Genomic DNA, 14,653 nt, shown 5'->3' with positions numbered 1-14,653 from the left:
TATTATGAAGGAATTGGTATAATCATGATAAAAAGGAGGGGCACCACTATGGATCGGATTGATGAACAAATCCTTCGCTTATTGCGGGAAAATGCCCGAATCACCAGCTCCGACATCAGCAAGCAGGTTCATTTGTCCGTGCCTGCGGTCTCCGAGCGAATACGCAAGCTGGAGGATACAGGACTCATCAGGCAATTCACGGTAAAGCTGGATCGGGAGCAGCTAGGGCTTCACCTGATTGCATTTGTGATGGTGCAAATCGAGAAAACGGAGCATATCGCTGGCTTCCGTGAAACGGTCATGCAGGCAGACTGTGTGCTGGAATGCCATCATATTGCGGGAGCTTACGACTATGTATTGAAGGTAGCCGTAAAAGGGACGGCTGATCTGGAACGATTCATCTCTGAAACATTGAAGCAAGTAGAAGGGGTAAGCAAGACGAATACGATGATCGTCCTGTCTTCCATGAAAGAGGAGATGTGAACCTGATGGCGATCTGGCACGGTCTATTATTCGGGATGATGCTCCAGCTATCCGTTGGTCCGGTTTGTCTGGCGGTGTTGCATCGCTCGATGACTCGGCGATTGCGGGATGCATTCATGATGGTACTGGGTGTTGCACTCGCAGATGCGGTTTATATGGTAGGGGCGATCGGGGGATTGTCGCTGCTGTTACAAATCCATTGGGTCAAACAGATGGTTTTGATTATCGGAGCCCTGATTTTGACTTGGTTTGGGATTCAAACCTTGCGTGCCATAAACGGAAGAGGAGAACATGAACAGGCACCAGTTCAGCAGGCTCCATCTGGTCGAAGCAGCTTTTGGCACGGCGTGCTTCTGACGCTCGCAAATCCTCTGACTGTTCTGTTTTGGGCGGGAGTATTTGGCTCACTATTGGCATCTGGCACTTTTGTTCATTCAACGGAGGTGTTCTTGTTTGCGACAGGCTGTCTGTTATCGACTTTTTTGTTTCTGGGGCTGGTAGCTTTGTTGGCCGCGTATTTGGCTCGCTTTTTTCGTCCAGGATGGTTCAACGTTTCTCATGGCCTCAGTGGTGTCTTTCTAATTGGGTTTGCGATTGTCCTTTTCGCAAAAAGCGGTTTGAAGCCTCCATACTGGCCTTTTTAAAGGAATTTGGAATGACTGTATCGAATTTTAATAGAATACAGGAATTGCGATAGAAAATAGTGTTTTCCTCTCATGTGAATTGGGTAATAGATAGGAAGATAGAACCCTTTCTTGTAAAAGTACCATAGTACAGGGTGTGAGGAGAACCAGTGATGACGACGGATACGTGCTTGAAATGCGGCAGTCCGATGGGCCGGGGAGAGTACAGTTGCCAGGTTTGCGGAGAAAACGAAATGCAAGACTACCAGATGATTCGCAATTACGTGAGAACGTATCCGAATTCGAATGCGATGCAAATTGCCAACGCAACAGGGATATCTGTTTCAAAAATATTGCGTTATATTAGAAATGGCTCTTTGTCCGTAGTAGACAATCCGTCCCGCAGAGGGCGATCATAAGAAAAAGAGAAAAGCCCAAAAGCAGTTACGAATGCATTTCGTGTAGCTTTGTGGGCTTTTTTATTTTGGATGGAAATCTACAACCAGCGTAGACCTTTTGGATAATGATTTTTGAGTTGCCCCTCTGATTGCTTGCCCCAACCGATGGAGAATCCCTCTACAGTAACCAGCGTCCAACCACTTTCCCCTTCACGCGTGAGCGCTTCTCCTTTTAAGTACCGCAACAGTTCAGGATCGTCCGCGCCATACGAAGCGACACGGGCTGCCTCCGCAGGAGAGAGAGCGAGTGCCAAGGCGTGGGCAGGTTCAAATCTGTTCTTCTTTACCGTTCCTAGATGCAGACCGACGCGCGCGACCTTGAGCTTGTCCCAGTCGAGCTCGGGGGCAGGTGAGTAGTAGAGCTGCTCGCCAAATAAAAGAAAGGCAGACTCATCTTCAAATGGTTTGGAAAGCGCAGGGAGTGCTTCGGCTGCGAATGTACGCCAGGCTGCCAAGGCTTCTTTTCGACCTGCCGGAGCTGATTTTGCCGCACGCTTTTCTTTACGCTTCCCGGAAGGTTCATGAACTTCAGCGGTCTCACTCTTTTGCAGCTTGGCGAGGTAATGACCTTCTCCCTGTAGACGATGAGGCCACAATCTGGCTGTCTGGGTGAGCTGCTCGTTTTGCGGCGAGGCCCACTCGGGTTGACCAGCAGAAAAGCAATCTGCATGTGGCAGCGGGACGATCTCAAATTCCGGGTGACGGCCGAGGAAATTAACTAGGGACTGCTCGTTTTCCAACGGAGCGAATGTGCAGGTGGAGTAGACCAACGTCCCGCCTGGCTTCAGCATAGCAGCGGCCGCCTCGAGAATATCGCCTTGCATGACATGGCACTCCGTTACTTTTGCTGGGCTCCAGTCTTCGATTGCTTCGGGCAGCTTGCGAAACATTCCTTCGCCAGAGCAAGGAGCGTCTACTAAAATTCGGTCAAAAAACTGAGGGAATCGCTCCTGTAAGCGTTCGGGCGTTTCGTTGGTCACGACGGCATTGGTCACGCCGCAGCGCTCCAGATTTTCTGACAAGGCTTTTGCCCGAACAGGATGGATTTCGTTTGCCACGAGCATTCCTTGTCCATGCAAAAACGCTGCAAGCTGCGTCGATTTTCCCCCTGGCGCTGCACACAGGTCGAGGATTCGCTCACCAGGTTGTGCACCGAGTGCTTCGGCAGCGGACATCGCGCTTGGCTCCTGCAAATAATACATGCCAGCGGAGTGAAAAGGATGCTTGCCGGGACGAGCAGGCTTTTTGTAGCGAAACCCGTTTTCGCACCAAGGGACTGCTTCTACAGCAAACGGCGAGATTTTCAAAAAATCGTCACGCTCCACCTTCAACGGATTGACTCGCAAGCCGTGTGTCACAGGCTGATCATACGAGGAAACGAAGGCCTCATAGTCGTGTCCGAGCAAGGTTTTCATGCGCTCGATAAATGGTGTTGGTAAATTTTTTGTCATAACAGCCTCCGATGTCAGATTTTGGCCCCATGTGAAAGGAAAAGATAGAATCATGGCGAATCATAGAGAATGAGGTGAGAGCATTATGGAAGGATCCCGTGCAAAACGCTACCGCTCCCGGCGGAGGAATGACTCGGAAGTAAGCCGGTTTTGGATCATGGGGTTGTTGTTCTCACTGCTGGTGCTCGCTTTTGAATTCTTTATCGAAATACCCGCCGATGCAGATTGGCTGACCGATATGGAGATGGCTTTGTTTTCTGCCAGCTTTACGTTGCTTGCCTTTTATCTGCTCGGACTTACCTTTGCCTTTTCACGCCACCAAAAGGCAGGGAAGATCAATCACCAAATCATCATCTATGTATGGTTGGGTGCGATCTTGTTTCACTTGTTCCTGCTCATCAGCAATTTGTCCAATCAGCATGTGTACAAGGCAGGGATCATTCTATTTTTAGGACCATTGTTTTTAACTGTCTACCATTTTATCACGTACTTGGCAGCTTTGCGCGAGGAGCGTGAGGAGCAGGAGGCAGCTACAACAGCTACGCTCGAGCGTACGGCCTACCAGATGATTCTGGAGGGTGGGCGTGTATACAGCGAGCTGAGTCGCCTGAAAACAGAATATCCAGAAGTGGAGCAAATGCTTCGTGCCAACGATTTTCACGATAAACTGGAGCGCTATGCTTTGGAAATGCAGCAGTATTTGCAGGTGAAGCATTTTGAGCGTAAAGACGTGGAGCTCTTGGAGGGTCACTATTATTTCTTGGAAAACTTGCTGAGCTTGGCGAAACAACATCCGGGAATAATCGAGTCCCGCGTATATAGCCGCCGAGGTGACAATTGATGGGTACAAAGGAGAGGGAAGCGGATGTTTTGGAAAAAAGACAAAGGCCTGGCAGAAAAAGAGACAGCAGCGACGACAGCCACAACCACAATGGCAGGACAGCAAGACGCATGGAAACATGAGCTTCGCGGTCTTTACGAACAGATGGGTGCAATCCTCGCTTCGGACCAAGCAATGAACGCCGATTCCGATCAAATGGTGCGATTGGTGACGAGGATGAAGCGTGCCGTAGAGAATATCCAGGCCATTAATGAGCGGGATGATGAATCTGCGAGCCAGTTGTCGGTTCGAGGAGAGCGCCTGACAGACATCTGCAAACAATCGGTAGCGCGTGCAGATGAAGGCAATAAGGCTATGACGGACGTTGTGGAAGTCATGAGCCTGCTCGACAAAGAATCGGTTCATACGTCCAAGTCCATGAGCCTCTTGGAAGAGCGTTCTTCGGAAATTACGAGTATTGTCAAGGTAATCAGCGATATTACGAATCAGACTAACCTTCTCGCTCTGAATGCAGCGATAGAAGCTGCACGTGCGGGGGAACAAGGCCGAGGCTTTGCTGTCGTAGCGGATGAAGTACGGAAGCTGGCAGAGATGACAGCGAACTCGACCAAGACGATTGCGGAATTGATCGGCAAGATTCAAGAAGAAATCAAAGAAGCATTGTCCAACAGTGAAAAAAGCAGCAGTGCGATCAAAAATGGACTTTCCATCAGCAAGGATGCTGCACAGAAGACGGATCAGATCGCGAACGCTTTCCAGGTACTGAACGTCGAAGTGGCGGGTGTGATGGAAATCATCGCGCATCAAAAGCGTTTTGCTGACGATGTGTCCCAGCAGGTAAGTGAGGCAAAGGGCTTACTGGACGAGCTGAATGAAGGCATCACCAAGCACGTAAGAGACGCCAACGCGGTAGAGCAAATGCTCGCGACGAGCGTAAAGGATGTCAAAAAGTTATTGTGATCATGAGGAAGAAAAATCAGGAGTCCGTATCCAAGCGATGCGGACTTTTTGATATTTGTTCTTTCCTTTCACGAAATATTTACATGTTTACGTTTGACTATTCGAAATGGAGTACTATAATCAAAGTATGTTTCTCCATATCTTTCCTTTTTTCGACAAAATCTTATCAGCATTCGCTATGAATGGGCAAACCCATTGAAAAGTGGGGACGCAAAGCCACGGGCCTAATGTACACGTTACGATGGCAGCCGGGTTGCCAACGAGCAGTGTATTTTGCTGTTTTAGTATGACGGCTCCTTTCATGCGAAAGGGGCCTCTTTATTTTTCAAAAGGGAGTGGTTGTAGCATGTCAATCCTTCAAACACTGGACAAGCAGTACATCAATGGGGAGTGGCGCGACGGACTTGGCGCGAAGACATTGCAAGATATCAACCCTTACAACGGGGAAGTCATCGCAGAATTCAAAATGGCAAATCTGGAGGATATCGACGCGGCTTACAAGGCGGCAGCCAACGCGAAAAAAGAGTGGGATGAAGTGAATGCCTATACCAAATCCCGAATGTTGGAGCGTGCAGTTCGCTATATCGAAGAGCATGAAGAAGAAATCATTCAGATCATCATTCGTGAACTAGGTGGAACCCGACTGAAGGCATTTTTTGAGATCGGGCTTGTCAAGGATATTATTCGCGAGGCGGCTACGTTCCCTGTACGTATGGAAGGAAAAATTCTCCCTTCTCCCGTAGACGGAAAGGAAAATCGTTTGTATCGGATTCCCGCAGGAGTTGTCGGTGTCATCAGTCCGTTCAACTTCCCGTTCTATCTGTCGATGAAGTCCGTAGCTCCAGCTCTTGGCGCGGGCAACGGTGTCGTCCTCAAACCGCATGAGCACACGCCAATCACGGGTGGGACTCTCATCGCGAAAATTTTTGAAGAAGTAGGTCTGCCCAAAGGCTTGATCAACGTCGTTGTAACGGATATTGCTGAAATTGGCGATGGGTTTGTCTCCCACCCGATTCCGCGCATCCTTTCGTTTACAGGCTCTAGCCAAGTAGGAAGCCATATCGCGCAAGTGGCAGCGAAGCATTTCAAGAAGGCGATTTTGGAGCTAGGTGGCAATAGTGCCCTGATTGTTTTGGAGGATGCGGATCTCCAGTATGCCGTCAATGCAGCGGTATTCAGCCGCTTTACCCACCAAGGTCAGATTTGCATGTCGGCTAACCGGGTTCTGGTTCACCAAGATGTATACGATAAATTCCTCGATCTGTATGTGGAAAAAGTATCTGGTCTCAAGGTAGGCGACCCAAATGATCCAGACACGGTAATCGGTCCACTCATCAATCAACGGCAAGTCGCCAACCTGATGGCAACGATCGATGAGGCGATACGCGAAGGAGCCGTTCCTGCACTGAAAGGGGAAGTAAAAGGAAACGTGGTCGAGCCGATTGTTTTGACAGGAGTGACCACAGACATGTCCATTGCATCGAAAGAGCTGTTTGGTCCGGCTGTTTGCATCATGTCGTTTGCTTCCGAGGAAGAAGCAATTCGTATGGCGAACGAGACACCATTTGGATTGTCCGGGGCGATTCATACCCGCGATCTGGAGAGAGGTGCCCAGATGGCCAAGCGCATTGAGACCGGCATGATTCATATCAACGATGGAACGATCAATGACGAACCAATTGTGGCGTTCGGCGGTGAAAAGCATTCCGGATTGGGACGCTTGAATGGTCAATGGAGCCTAGAAGAGTTTACTACGCTAAAATGGATTTCGGTTCAGCACAAGAAGCGTCAATTTCCGTACTAATGCTAGCAAAAGATAGAGGTGAAGAGGGTCATGAACGGATACGAAGGATGGAACGAAACAGAAGCCTCCGAAAAGGGGAAAAATGCAGAACTTCTCGAGGCTTTCATCAAGGTTGCTCCCTATTTAAATGATTTGCTCAACGATGACATTACCATTGGGGTCTACGACACGGAAAAGCTATTGCGCAATGTGCCTGCCCAAACATTTTCCCTGCAGGTAAAGTCTGGTGATCCACTCCAGGAGGGAGATGTGATCACCAACGCGATTCAAAAAAACACCAAGCAGGCGATGATGGTTCCCAAGGAATTATTTGGTTTTCCTCTCGTCGCACGGGCGATCCCCTTGCATGATCACACGGGAAAAGTTATCGGCGGTGTTGGCATTGGTTCGAGTATGGAGCGAGCCAATGAGCTGTATGAAATTGCCGCAAATCTCTCGAGCGTCGTCGAGCAGGTCAGTGCCACCACACACGAGATGGCCGTGCAGATCGGGAATTTGAACGAGCAAATGAAGGCGATCTCAGAGCAAGCCAATGATGTGAGCCAAAGTACAACTGAGATCGAGCAAATTACACTCGCCGTGAAAAAAATCGCTGATCAAAGTAACATTTTGGGACTAAATGCGAGCATTGAGGCTGCGAGAGTAGGAGATGCAGGGCGTGGATTCGCTGTCGTCGCGAATGAGGTTCGCAATATGGCGACAGATTCACGGACGAATGCAGACAAAATCAAGCAAACCACGGATTCCATCCGGGATTTGATAACCCTGCTACAAAATTCGATTGAATTGATCAATCAAACCATGGAGAGTCAGGCAGCCGCTACGGAGGAAATTTCTGCGACGATGGTCGAAGTGAGCGACAATACGAATAAGCTAGCAGGGCTTGCCCAAGAAGTGTTTGAAATAAAGTAAGCCCATACATGTAACAAAATTCCCTTCTCAGGAGTCTAACTCTAGAGAGGGGAATTTTTCCTTTAGTTCTTATTTGTAGTGGGTAGTGGATGCTCCAGCATATAGCGATACACCGGTACTTCATCGCCCTTTTCAACGGGCAGGAAGTTAAACGTGACGTAGCTGTCCACTGATTCCGGTTCCAGGGCCAACGCAATAAAGTTCGCGTTTGGTTGGGCCATGCTGAACACGTAACTACCCGCAGGAAAGGTTTTCGTTGTTTCTGTTACATTTGCAGTCACTTGATTGGTGAAATGCCCATTCTCGTATATCGTATTCGCCTTGTTTTCCAAAATGGTGTAGCTTTCTACCGCTATGGTCGTTTCTTTTGATAGCTTGCTTACCGAAACACCGAGCAGTTCCAGCTTGGCTGCAACGTCATGATAGCCAGGAGGCATGAGATAAGCAGTGGGGCGCTCACGTTCGAGTACAGGATAGGCATCTGTAGAGCTTACCCAGTCGATAGGGGTAGACACTTTTTTTGCTGTTGCGAGATCGACTACTTCGAGAGATTGACCCGGTATTCGCTTATTCTCACTCAGGATAACGAGTTTGTCGTTGTCGTTTGCCTTTTTGCCTTTTTCCGTGATTTCTGCGCGTGCCTGGGTCACGGCGGACTTGATTGCCTTGGCGTTGGCCGCTGTTGATTGAATGACAGCAGCGTGAGTTATGGCCTGACTGTATACACGTCGTTCAAAATCGGCGCGTCCAATGCCGATGCCGCGTGTTTCCACCAAAAATGTTAACGTGTTTTTCAATCCCAAGGCATTGCGTCCGATTCTTGTCTCTGTGCTGCCTTCTGTTGCGGTCACTTTTCCGTCCTTGCCTTTTGCCAGCGTATAGTAAGCGTGATGAGAAAGTTGCTCCTTGTCGAGTGCTTTTTGAGCGTCAGCCAAGAGCAGGTTGTCTGACATTTTGCGCAGGTTGGTGGGGATATTCAAGTTTTTCGCAGAGGAGATCAGAACATCGTAGGAAGAGATCGCGCCTTTTTCTCCAACATCGCGAAGCTGGCTGGAAGAGACGCCGTATTCGTGGGCATCAAGCACCACATCAGGTTGATAGGTATTCATGGCTTGGTGAACCGCTTGCACCTCTGGATATTCTACCTTCATGTAGTCGCGGTTGGCATCCAGCTCTGTCGCGATGTAACGTTTGAACTGGTAGGAGCCATCCGGGTTGATGCGAGGAACAATCGCAACGTTTACGCTATCCAGAAGGTGGGTCCCAAGCTTTCCCTCTGCCAACCATTTGGCGATCACAAGAGCAGATTCACCAGCGGCAGGCTCATTCCCGTGGATTTGTGCCTGTAGCCAGATGAGTGGCTTGTCATTGGTTTGTTTGAGCTTGCCGTGGTCTTTGCTGAATAACAGCAGGGGGATGTCCCGACCTTCCAATGATGTACCGATGGATAGCAGCTGGATTTCCTTGTTGCCTGCAACCAATTTGCTTATGTAAGCCATCATTTCTTCCTGGGACGTAAAAGCTTCTTTTCCTTCTTGGAAACCGGGTGTCCCAAACCGGATAGTTGGCTTGGGAAACAAGCTCTCAATCTGTGCAGGTTGTACATAGGTTGGCCCGATTCCGTAATAAGGAATGTGGGTTTGTGGTTCAGCTTCGGTGATTGAGGGGTTGGTGAACAGAGATATTACGAGTGCTGTAGAAACAACGTAGCGTACTTTCTTGTCCATAAATTCCCTCCTGCGTAATAGAAGTAGACACCTATGGTTAATTTATCAGATTATTTTTAAAATAATAATCACTACGAAATATTCATTTTAAAGTAGGACTTTCGGTTCTCCTTTACTAGAATTGGGGGATGACATGGTCAGAAAAATCAGCAGAATGCTCCTTTTGATGACGGCCATCGCCGTAAGTAGTATCCTTCCGAGCGATATTTCTGCAAATGAATGGAAAAAACCAATAGAAACAGAGAATGTTGAGCACCTGAATGGCGCGATTCACCAAAAACAAGAGTTTCGATTCTCAGATGGTGCCACGTATTGGGCCCATAAAATGACAGGTCAGCGCAATATGATGCCCTACGTTTTCACCATCCCCATTCAGGGTAACAGTCAGAACATGATGTTCCGCTACCGAGACTATGATGAGTCGAAGAAGCCGTATTGGAAGGTTGTCACGCTTGATCAAGTCCAGACCCTTCCGCTTTCCGCTGGTTTCCTAGAGACAGAGGGCAGGTATATTTGGTTAGGTAAGCCCATTACCTACGTGGATAAAGGTAGAGCCACGATTGAAGAAAAGCCGGCATTAGCGTTGCCAGTCGAAGTAAAACAGACGCCTTCTGGTGTCGAGCTCGTGGTCAAGCTGCCGATGAAAGCAGGCTTTATCAGCGAAATGTGGGCGCTCGATTCGAGAGAACCGCTTGTTCCTTGGGGAGAAAAAATGTTTGACAGCATCTGGCTTAACTTGGACGTTACGGAAAAGGCAAAATGGCTGTACGATGGGTATTACTATCAAAGCCCTTCTACGTATGAGCCGACTTCGGAGTCCTCCTTTTGGCGGATTCCCGAAAATTATGTCCTTCGCTCCTTTTTATATACAGGTGGAAGCAATGCTGCCCGGGATATGGGCTATGTGATGCTGAAAGCGAGCTTGAAACAGCAGGAGCCTGAGGGGTACTGGAAGACGCAGCCGCGCTCTTTGTGGTTAAGTGACGATTACGGGATACAAGAGGGCTTTTACGATACGAGATTCAACACAGGAGCGGCTGATCTGATTCTGCGGGGCTGCGATCAGTATCAAGAAAAGGACTTTTGCCAAGCGGCGAAAAAATATACTTCTTATTTTCACAATCATGCAGCCGTGAACCGTTTTGTCGTCGCTGGTGTACAGCAAGGCTGGCTGATTCCGGACTACGCGACAGCAACGAATCCGATGATTCGGACACATGTTTCTTTGAATCATCAATTGGCTGAAATTAATTTTCTCTACAAAAGCTACATGCAATTCGGCGATCGGACTGACAAAGATTTAGCGGATACGATGCTCTACGGTGTCGTAAACCTTGGGTCGCAGTGGATTCTCGGAAATGGCGATTTGCATTACGCTTATTTTCCAGATGGAACATTCGGCAGGAAGGACTATCCGTTCTTGACCTACAATGACTTGGTCGAAACCCAGCGTCTGTACCGTCAACTGCATGGGATAGATGAGATGACCCTTGCCTTGTTGATTGACAGTAAATGGATGTGGATGCAGCTGAATAATGTTCAGTATCGGTAAATAAAAAGACTGTATGGATATGGAATGTGACCCGAACGAATTGATGGTATCGATAATGCAGTGTGAGAAAAATCAGCCGTTTCCCTGTGAGCTTCAGGGAAGCGGCTTCTTAACTATCGTTGGTGGATCCTTTCGCGATGGCACATGAACCTTGGAATCATGTGTTGCGCTTTTCAAAGGAAAGTAGTCTTCTCGTTTTTTTCAAATGCGTTGATGCTCCCAATACAACGTCCCATTCTTTCGTACCACAAGCAGTGCATCGATACCGTTGACGCTTTACCGGTATCTCAATGACTTCATTATTGATGAGGTCTTTGTATATTTGGTGTTTCTTATCAGATTTGTGAAAGTTCCCATTCCCACAATGAAAGCAAATGATAGGGGCTACAATTGTAAAATTACATTCGTTGATAATAATTCTTCTCACCTTCCGAGATGTGTGTCGCACAAAGTTGTAGTAGAATTAATAAAAAATAATAAAAGTAAATAAATTTTATTAGCACGACCATTTTAACAACGAAATATTGGTAAGTAAACTGCCCAGATATGGAATAGCAAAGCCTAGACTAGGGGGACACTGTTCGATGTGATTGATCATAAAAAATTACCGGTTTTCCCTCTCATAGGTGTGACCGGCATACTTAACGAAAGTGGAGAGCATTCTCATCTATTTTCGCAAAGCAAACAAGGTCAAAAAGCTGACAGCCTCCCGCAGCTCTACGCTTAAGCGGCCCGCGATATCTGGCGTAATTCCTTCTTTGTATACCGGCTCTTCGTCAAGCAGTGTGAAGCCATTTTCGCTCGCTAACTGCTTGGCTTCCCAGGGCATCATCGTATTTTGGATCGTCGTCTCTTCATAAAGTCTGCGATAGCTATGAGCGCGTGGGCCAGCTGTAGGACCGAGGATACCCAAGACGAGAATTCCTCCGGGTGCGAGCACGCGGTGAAGCTCCAAGAGTGCCTGAAGCGGAGACGGCGTGAATTCCACTACGTTAATCGAGAGCACACCGGAGAATGAATCATTGGCAAAAGGAAGCTCGCTGATATCTCCCGTCTGAAAATGAACAGAGCCTGAGGAGGAAATGACCCGGTCATGAGCGAGGCGGATCATTTCCCCGGCAATGTCGATGCCCTCCACCTGATAGCCGTGCTCTGCAAGCTTGCAACTGGCATAGCCGTCACCACAGCCTGCATCGAGAACAGGTCCAGCTCCGACAGCTACATGCTTCATAAAATAGGGGAGGATGGTGCTGCGGCTCCCTTTTTCCCACATATGCTCACTTCGTTTTCGCCAGTCTTCTGCAAATTGATCCCATTGCTTGGCGGCTTGTTCTGTCCATTGACTCATCCTTGTTCACGCCTTTCTCATCGATTGAACGATACCGTTATGAAGAAAAACTCCGGTCAAGGCGGCCGGAGCTTTTCATGGAAGATGTTTTACGTCAAAGGATCATGGTTTGGGGATATGTGGGACCAGGTCAGCAATTTTTTTACTCTTTAGCGTATGCATCATTTGCTGCTCGGCGTCAGTCACAACCTGTTGAATCAGACAGGCACTATCATGACGGAAGCTGCATTCAAACAAGGAGGTTGTCCCTTCAATGGCTTGGATAACATCCAGAAACGATATATCATCCTGATTGCGTTTGAGCTTGTATCCGCCATTTGCGCCAGAGACCGAGTGGATCAACCCAGCTTTGACCAGTTTGGTCAGCATTTTGGATAGGTATGTTTGTGAAACGCCTAGCTTCTCTGCCAAAAGCTGAACACTAACGGGTTTATCAGGGGCTTCTGCTACCAGATAGAGCATCGCATGGAGGGCATAATCTGTTGCCTGTGAATACTTCATAATACACCTCAATCATGGACTTAATACATCCATCATAAAGTGAATGGGGAGCATGAGCAAGGGGGAGAGTGATTCGCGCTGTCATCTGCACTTTCGAAGCCGATTTTTGGATGGGGCAACTTGACACAAAAAATCCTTGAGGGATATTATAGATATGATAAGTCTGTGAATGCGTTGTTTGAAATGATCCAAGTACAGGGAGCTATTTTTTGTCTTTATCAAGGATATTAAGGCTCTGTAATGGTCTTTTTGAATAACTATTCAACATAAAAAGGGGAGGAACTTACAAATGAGCATTTGCCACACGACAGATTCTACGTTTCAACATGATGTAAAAAGCGAGGGCTATACTCTCGTCAACTTTTGGGCACCTTGGTGCGGGCCGTGCCGCTTTTTTGGGCCGATACTCGAATCGTTCGATAGGGAGCATAGCAGCGAAGTGAGAGTTCTAAAGGTCAATGTCGATGAACAACAAGAGATTGCCAATCAGTATGGCATTATGAGTTTGCCAACGACCATTTTGCTCAAGAACGGAGAAATGATTGACAAGGCCGTAGGAGCTGCCCCTCTAGCGGAACTGAAACAATTTGTTTTCAAGCATAGGTAGTAGGAAAACGAAGGGAAAGCCATCGGTCAACTTGATCGGTGGCTTTTTGGTATCCAGTTGTTACTCGCATGCGTACTTTAATGAATAAAAGCGTTTGAGCGTTTTCGCGTTGTTTCGTGCTCTTGCAAGGGGAAGCGCTTCCAAGGTACTCTCAAGATAACGACAAAATAATCCCAATTCACAAAATAATGTCAATAATTGAAAAGGAAAGCGGAGGGGTAGGCAATGAGCAATACCGATTTTTTCCCGATTCAGGACTGGGACTACCTGGAGTTTTATACAGGGAACGCCAAGCAAGCTATGCACTATTTCACAAATGCGTTTGGTTTTGAAGCAGTAGCCTATTCGGGCTTGGAGACAGGTTCTCGGGAAAAGGTTTCCTACGTCTTGAAGCAGAAGCATATGACGTTCGTGATCAGTGGGGCCCTTACGCCTGACAGCCCGATCGCGGATTTTGTGAAAAAGCATGGGGACGGAGTCAAGGACGTAGCCCTGCGTGTAGAGGATTGTGAGCAGGCTTACCGGGAGGCCGTTTCTCGCGGAGCCATTCCGATCATGGAACCGACTGAGTATACCGATGAATTCGGGACGGTCAAAAAAGCGATTATCGGTACGTACGGCGAAAACATTCATTCCTTTATCGAACGGAAAAATTACAACGGACCATTCTTCCCGGGCTATAAAGCTTACCAATCTCCAGTCAAACGAGAGAGCACGGGTATCATCGGCATCGACCACATCGTTGGTAACGTCGAGATCATGGATGAGTGGGTAGAATATTACCAAAAGGTCATGGGCTTTACAGCCGTACAAAATTTCAGTGAGGACGACATCTCGACGGAGTATTCTGCGCTCATGTCCAAAGTGATGCAAAGTGGAACTGGACGCATCAAGTTCCCGATTAATGAGCCAGCAGAAGGACGCCGCAAGTCGCAAATTCAGGAGTTTTTGGAGTTCTACAAAGGGCCAGGTGTACAGCATATTGCCATCCTGACCAACGATATTATCGAAACGGTATCGAAGCTGCGTGATAACGGTGTAGATTTCCTCATGGTCCCAGATGCGTACTACGAAGATTTGAAAGAGCGTGTAGGGGAAATTGACGAAGACATCGAGGCGCTGAGAAAGCTGGGGGTCTTGGTCGACAGAGACGACGAAGGCTATCTCTTGCAGCTGTTCAGCAAGCCGATTGTAGACCGTCCGACGCTGTTTATCGAGATTATCCAGCGCAAAGGAGCGCGCGGCTTCGGAAATGGCAACTTCAAGGCACTGTTCGAGGCGTTGGAGCGCGAGCAGGAGCGCAGAGGGAACTTGTAATTCATTGACGTAACAAGTATGACAAGACCATCTCAGGCTGAAAACGCTGAAGGGATGGTCTTTTTTGTT

14 protein-coding genes and 1 riboswitch are annotated in these 14,653 nt (G+C 48.0%); of the genes, 10 read left to right on the top strand and 4 right to left on the bottom strand.

Annotated elements, in window-relative coordinates; genetic code table 11:
• The first annotated feature begins 48 nt into the window (after positions 1–48).
• The 3 genes from HP570_RS21290 to HP570_RS21280 all read left to right on the top strand — a co-directional run bounded on the left by HP570_RS21290 (position 49) and on the right by HP570_RS21280 (position 1,525).
• Entirely contained in the window at positions 49–483 is a 435-nt protein-coding gene (locus HP570_RS21290) for an Lrp/AsnC family transcriptional regulator (protein WP_048034169.1), read from the top strand.
• Positions 484–488: 5 nt separating this feature from the next.
• Complete coding sequence (locus tag HP570_RS21285) at positions 489–1,127, top strand: LysE family translocator (protein ID WP_173627049.1); 639 nt, start codon at positions 489–491, stop codon at positions 1,125–1,127.
• 152 nt (positions 1,128–1,279) lie between these two features.
• Complete coding sequence (locus HP570_RS21280) at positions 1,280–1,525, top strand: hypothetical protein (protein WP_015892597.1); 246 nt, start codon at positions 1,280–1,282, stop codon at positions 1,523–1,525.
• A gap of 77 nt (positions 1,526–1,602) precedes the next feature.
• On the opposite strand, the gene HP570_RS21275 is transcribed toward HP570_RS21280, so the two are convergent.
• Entirely contained in the window at positions 1,603–3,015 is a 1,413-nt protein-coding gene (locus tag HP570_RS21275) for an RsmB/NOP family class I SAM-dependent RNA methyltransferase (protein WP_173627048.1), read from the bottom strand.
• A gap of 85 nt (positions 3,016–3,100) precedes the next feature.
• On the opposite strand from HP570_RS21275, the gene HP570_RS21270 reads away from it, so the two are divergent.
• The 4 genes from HP570_RS21270 to HP570_RS21255 all read left to right on the top strand — a co-directional run bounded on the left by HP570_RS21270 (position 3,101) and on the right by HP570_RS21255 (position 7,532).
• On the top strand, positions 3,101–3,856 hold the full coding sequence (locus HP570_RS21270; RefSeq protein WP_015892595.1) for a hypothetical protein: 756 nt from the start codon (positions 3,101–3,103) through the stop codon (positions 3,854–3,856).
• Positions 3,857–3,880: 24 nt separating this feature from the next.
• Entirely contained in the window at positions 3,881–4,816 is a 936-nt protein-coding gene (locus tag HP570_RS21265; RefSeq protein ID WP_173627047.1) for a methyl-accepting chemotaxis protein, read from the top strand.
• A 175-nt stretch (positions 4,817–4,991) separates the two neighbouring features.
• Positions 4,992–5,077: riboswitch (cyclic di-GMP riboswitch) on the top strand.
• A gap of 85 nt (positions 5,078–5,162) precedes the next feature.
• Positions 5,163–6,620: a benzaldehyde dehydrogenase gene (yfmT, locus tag HP570_RS21260; protein WP_173627046.1), complete on the top strand. Its 1,458-nt coding sequence runs from the start codon at positions 5,163–5,165 to the stop codon at positions 6,618–6,620.
• Between the two features lie 30 nt (positions 6,621–6,650).
• On the top strand, positions 6,651–7,532 hold the full coding sequence (locus tag HP570_RS21255; RefSeq protein ID WP_173606302.1) for a methyl-accepting chemotaxis protein: 882 nt from the start codon (positions 6,651–6,653) through the stop codon (positions 7,530–7,532).
• A 62-nt stretch (positions 7,533–7,594) separates the two neighbouring features.
• Here HP570_RS21255 and HP570_RS21250 read toward each other — a convergent pair whose 3' ends face one another.
• A complete protein-coding gene (locus HP570_RS21250) occupies positions 7,595–9,259 on the bottom strand; it encodes a M14 family metallopeptidase (RefSeq protein ID WP_173627045.1) in 1,665 nt (554 codons plus the stop codon).
• 133 nt (positions 9,260–9,392) lie between these two features.
• Here HP570_RS21250 and HP570_RS21245 point away from each other — a divergent pair, with 133 nt between their 5' ends.
• Positions 9,393–10,811 (top strand): hypothetical protein, encoded by a 1,419-nt coding sequence (locus HP570_RS21245; RefSeq protein ID WP_173627044.1) that lies wholly within the window; start codon positions 9,393–9,395, stop codon positions 10,809–10,811.
• 667 nt (positions 10,812–11,478) lie between these two features.
• Here the strand turns inward: HP570_RS21245 and HP570_RS21240 are convergent.
• Complete coding sequence (locus HP570_RS21240) at positions 11,479–12,159, bottom strand: class I SAM-dependent methyltransferase (protein ID WP_173627043.1); 681 nt, start codon at positions 12,157–12,159, stop codon at positions 11,479–11,481.
• Positions 12,160–12,261: 102 nt separating this feature from the next.
• Positions 12,262–12,660, bottom strand: a complete 399-nt coding sequence (locus tag HP570_RS21235) for an RrF2 family transcriptional regulator (protein ID WP_015892587.1) — start codon at positions 12,658–12,660, stop codon at positions 12,262–12,264.
• Positions 12,661–12,949: 289 nt separating this feature from the next.
• On the opposite strand from HP570_RS21235, the gene trxA reads away from it, so the two are divergent.
• On the top strand, positions 12,950–13,267 hold the full coding sequence (gene trxA / locus HP570_RS21230; protein ID WP_015892586.1) for a thioredoxin: 318 nt from the start codon (positions 12,950–12,952) through the stop codon (positions 13,265–13,267).
• A gap of 225 nt (positions 13,268–13,492) precedes the next feature.
• Complete coding sequence (gene hppD / locus HP570_RS21225) at positions 13,493–14,584, top strand: 4-hydroxyphenylpyruvate dioxygenase (protein WP_015892585.1); 1,092 nt, start codon at positions 13,493–13,495, stop codon at positions 14,582–14,584.
• The last annotated feature ends 69 nt before the right edge of the window (positions 14,585–14,653 follow it).

This window comes from Brevibacillus sp. RS1.1 (assembly GCF_013284365.1).
Taxonomy (GTDB): Bacteria; Bacillota; Bacilli; order Brevibacillales; family Brevibacillaceae; genus Brevibacillus; species Brevibacillus brevis_D.
Note: the sequence above shows the minus strand (reverse complement) of the source record. Positions and strands in the feature narration are given on the sequence as shown.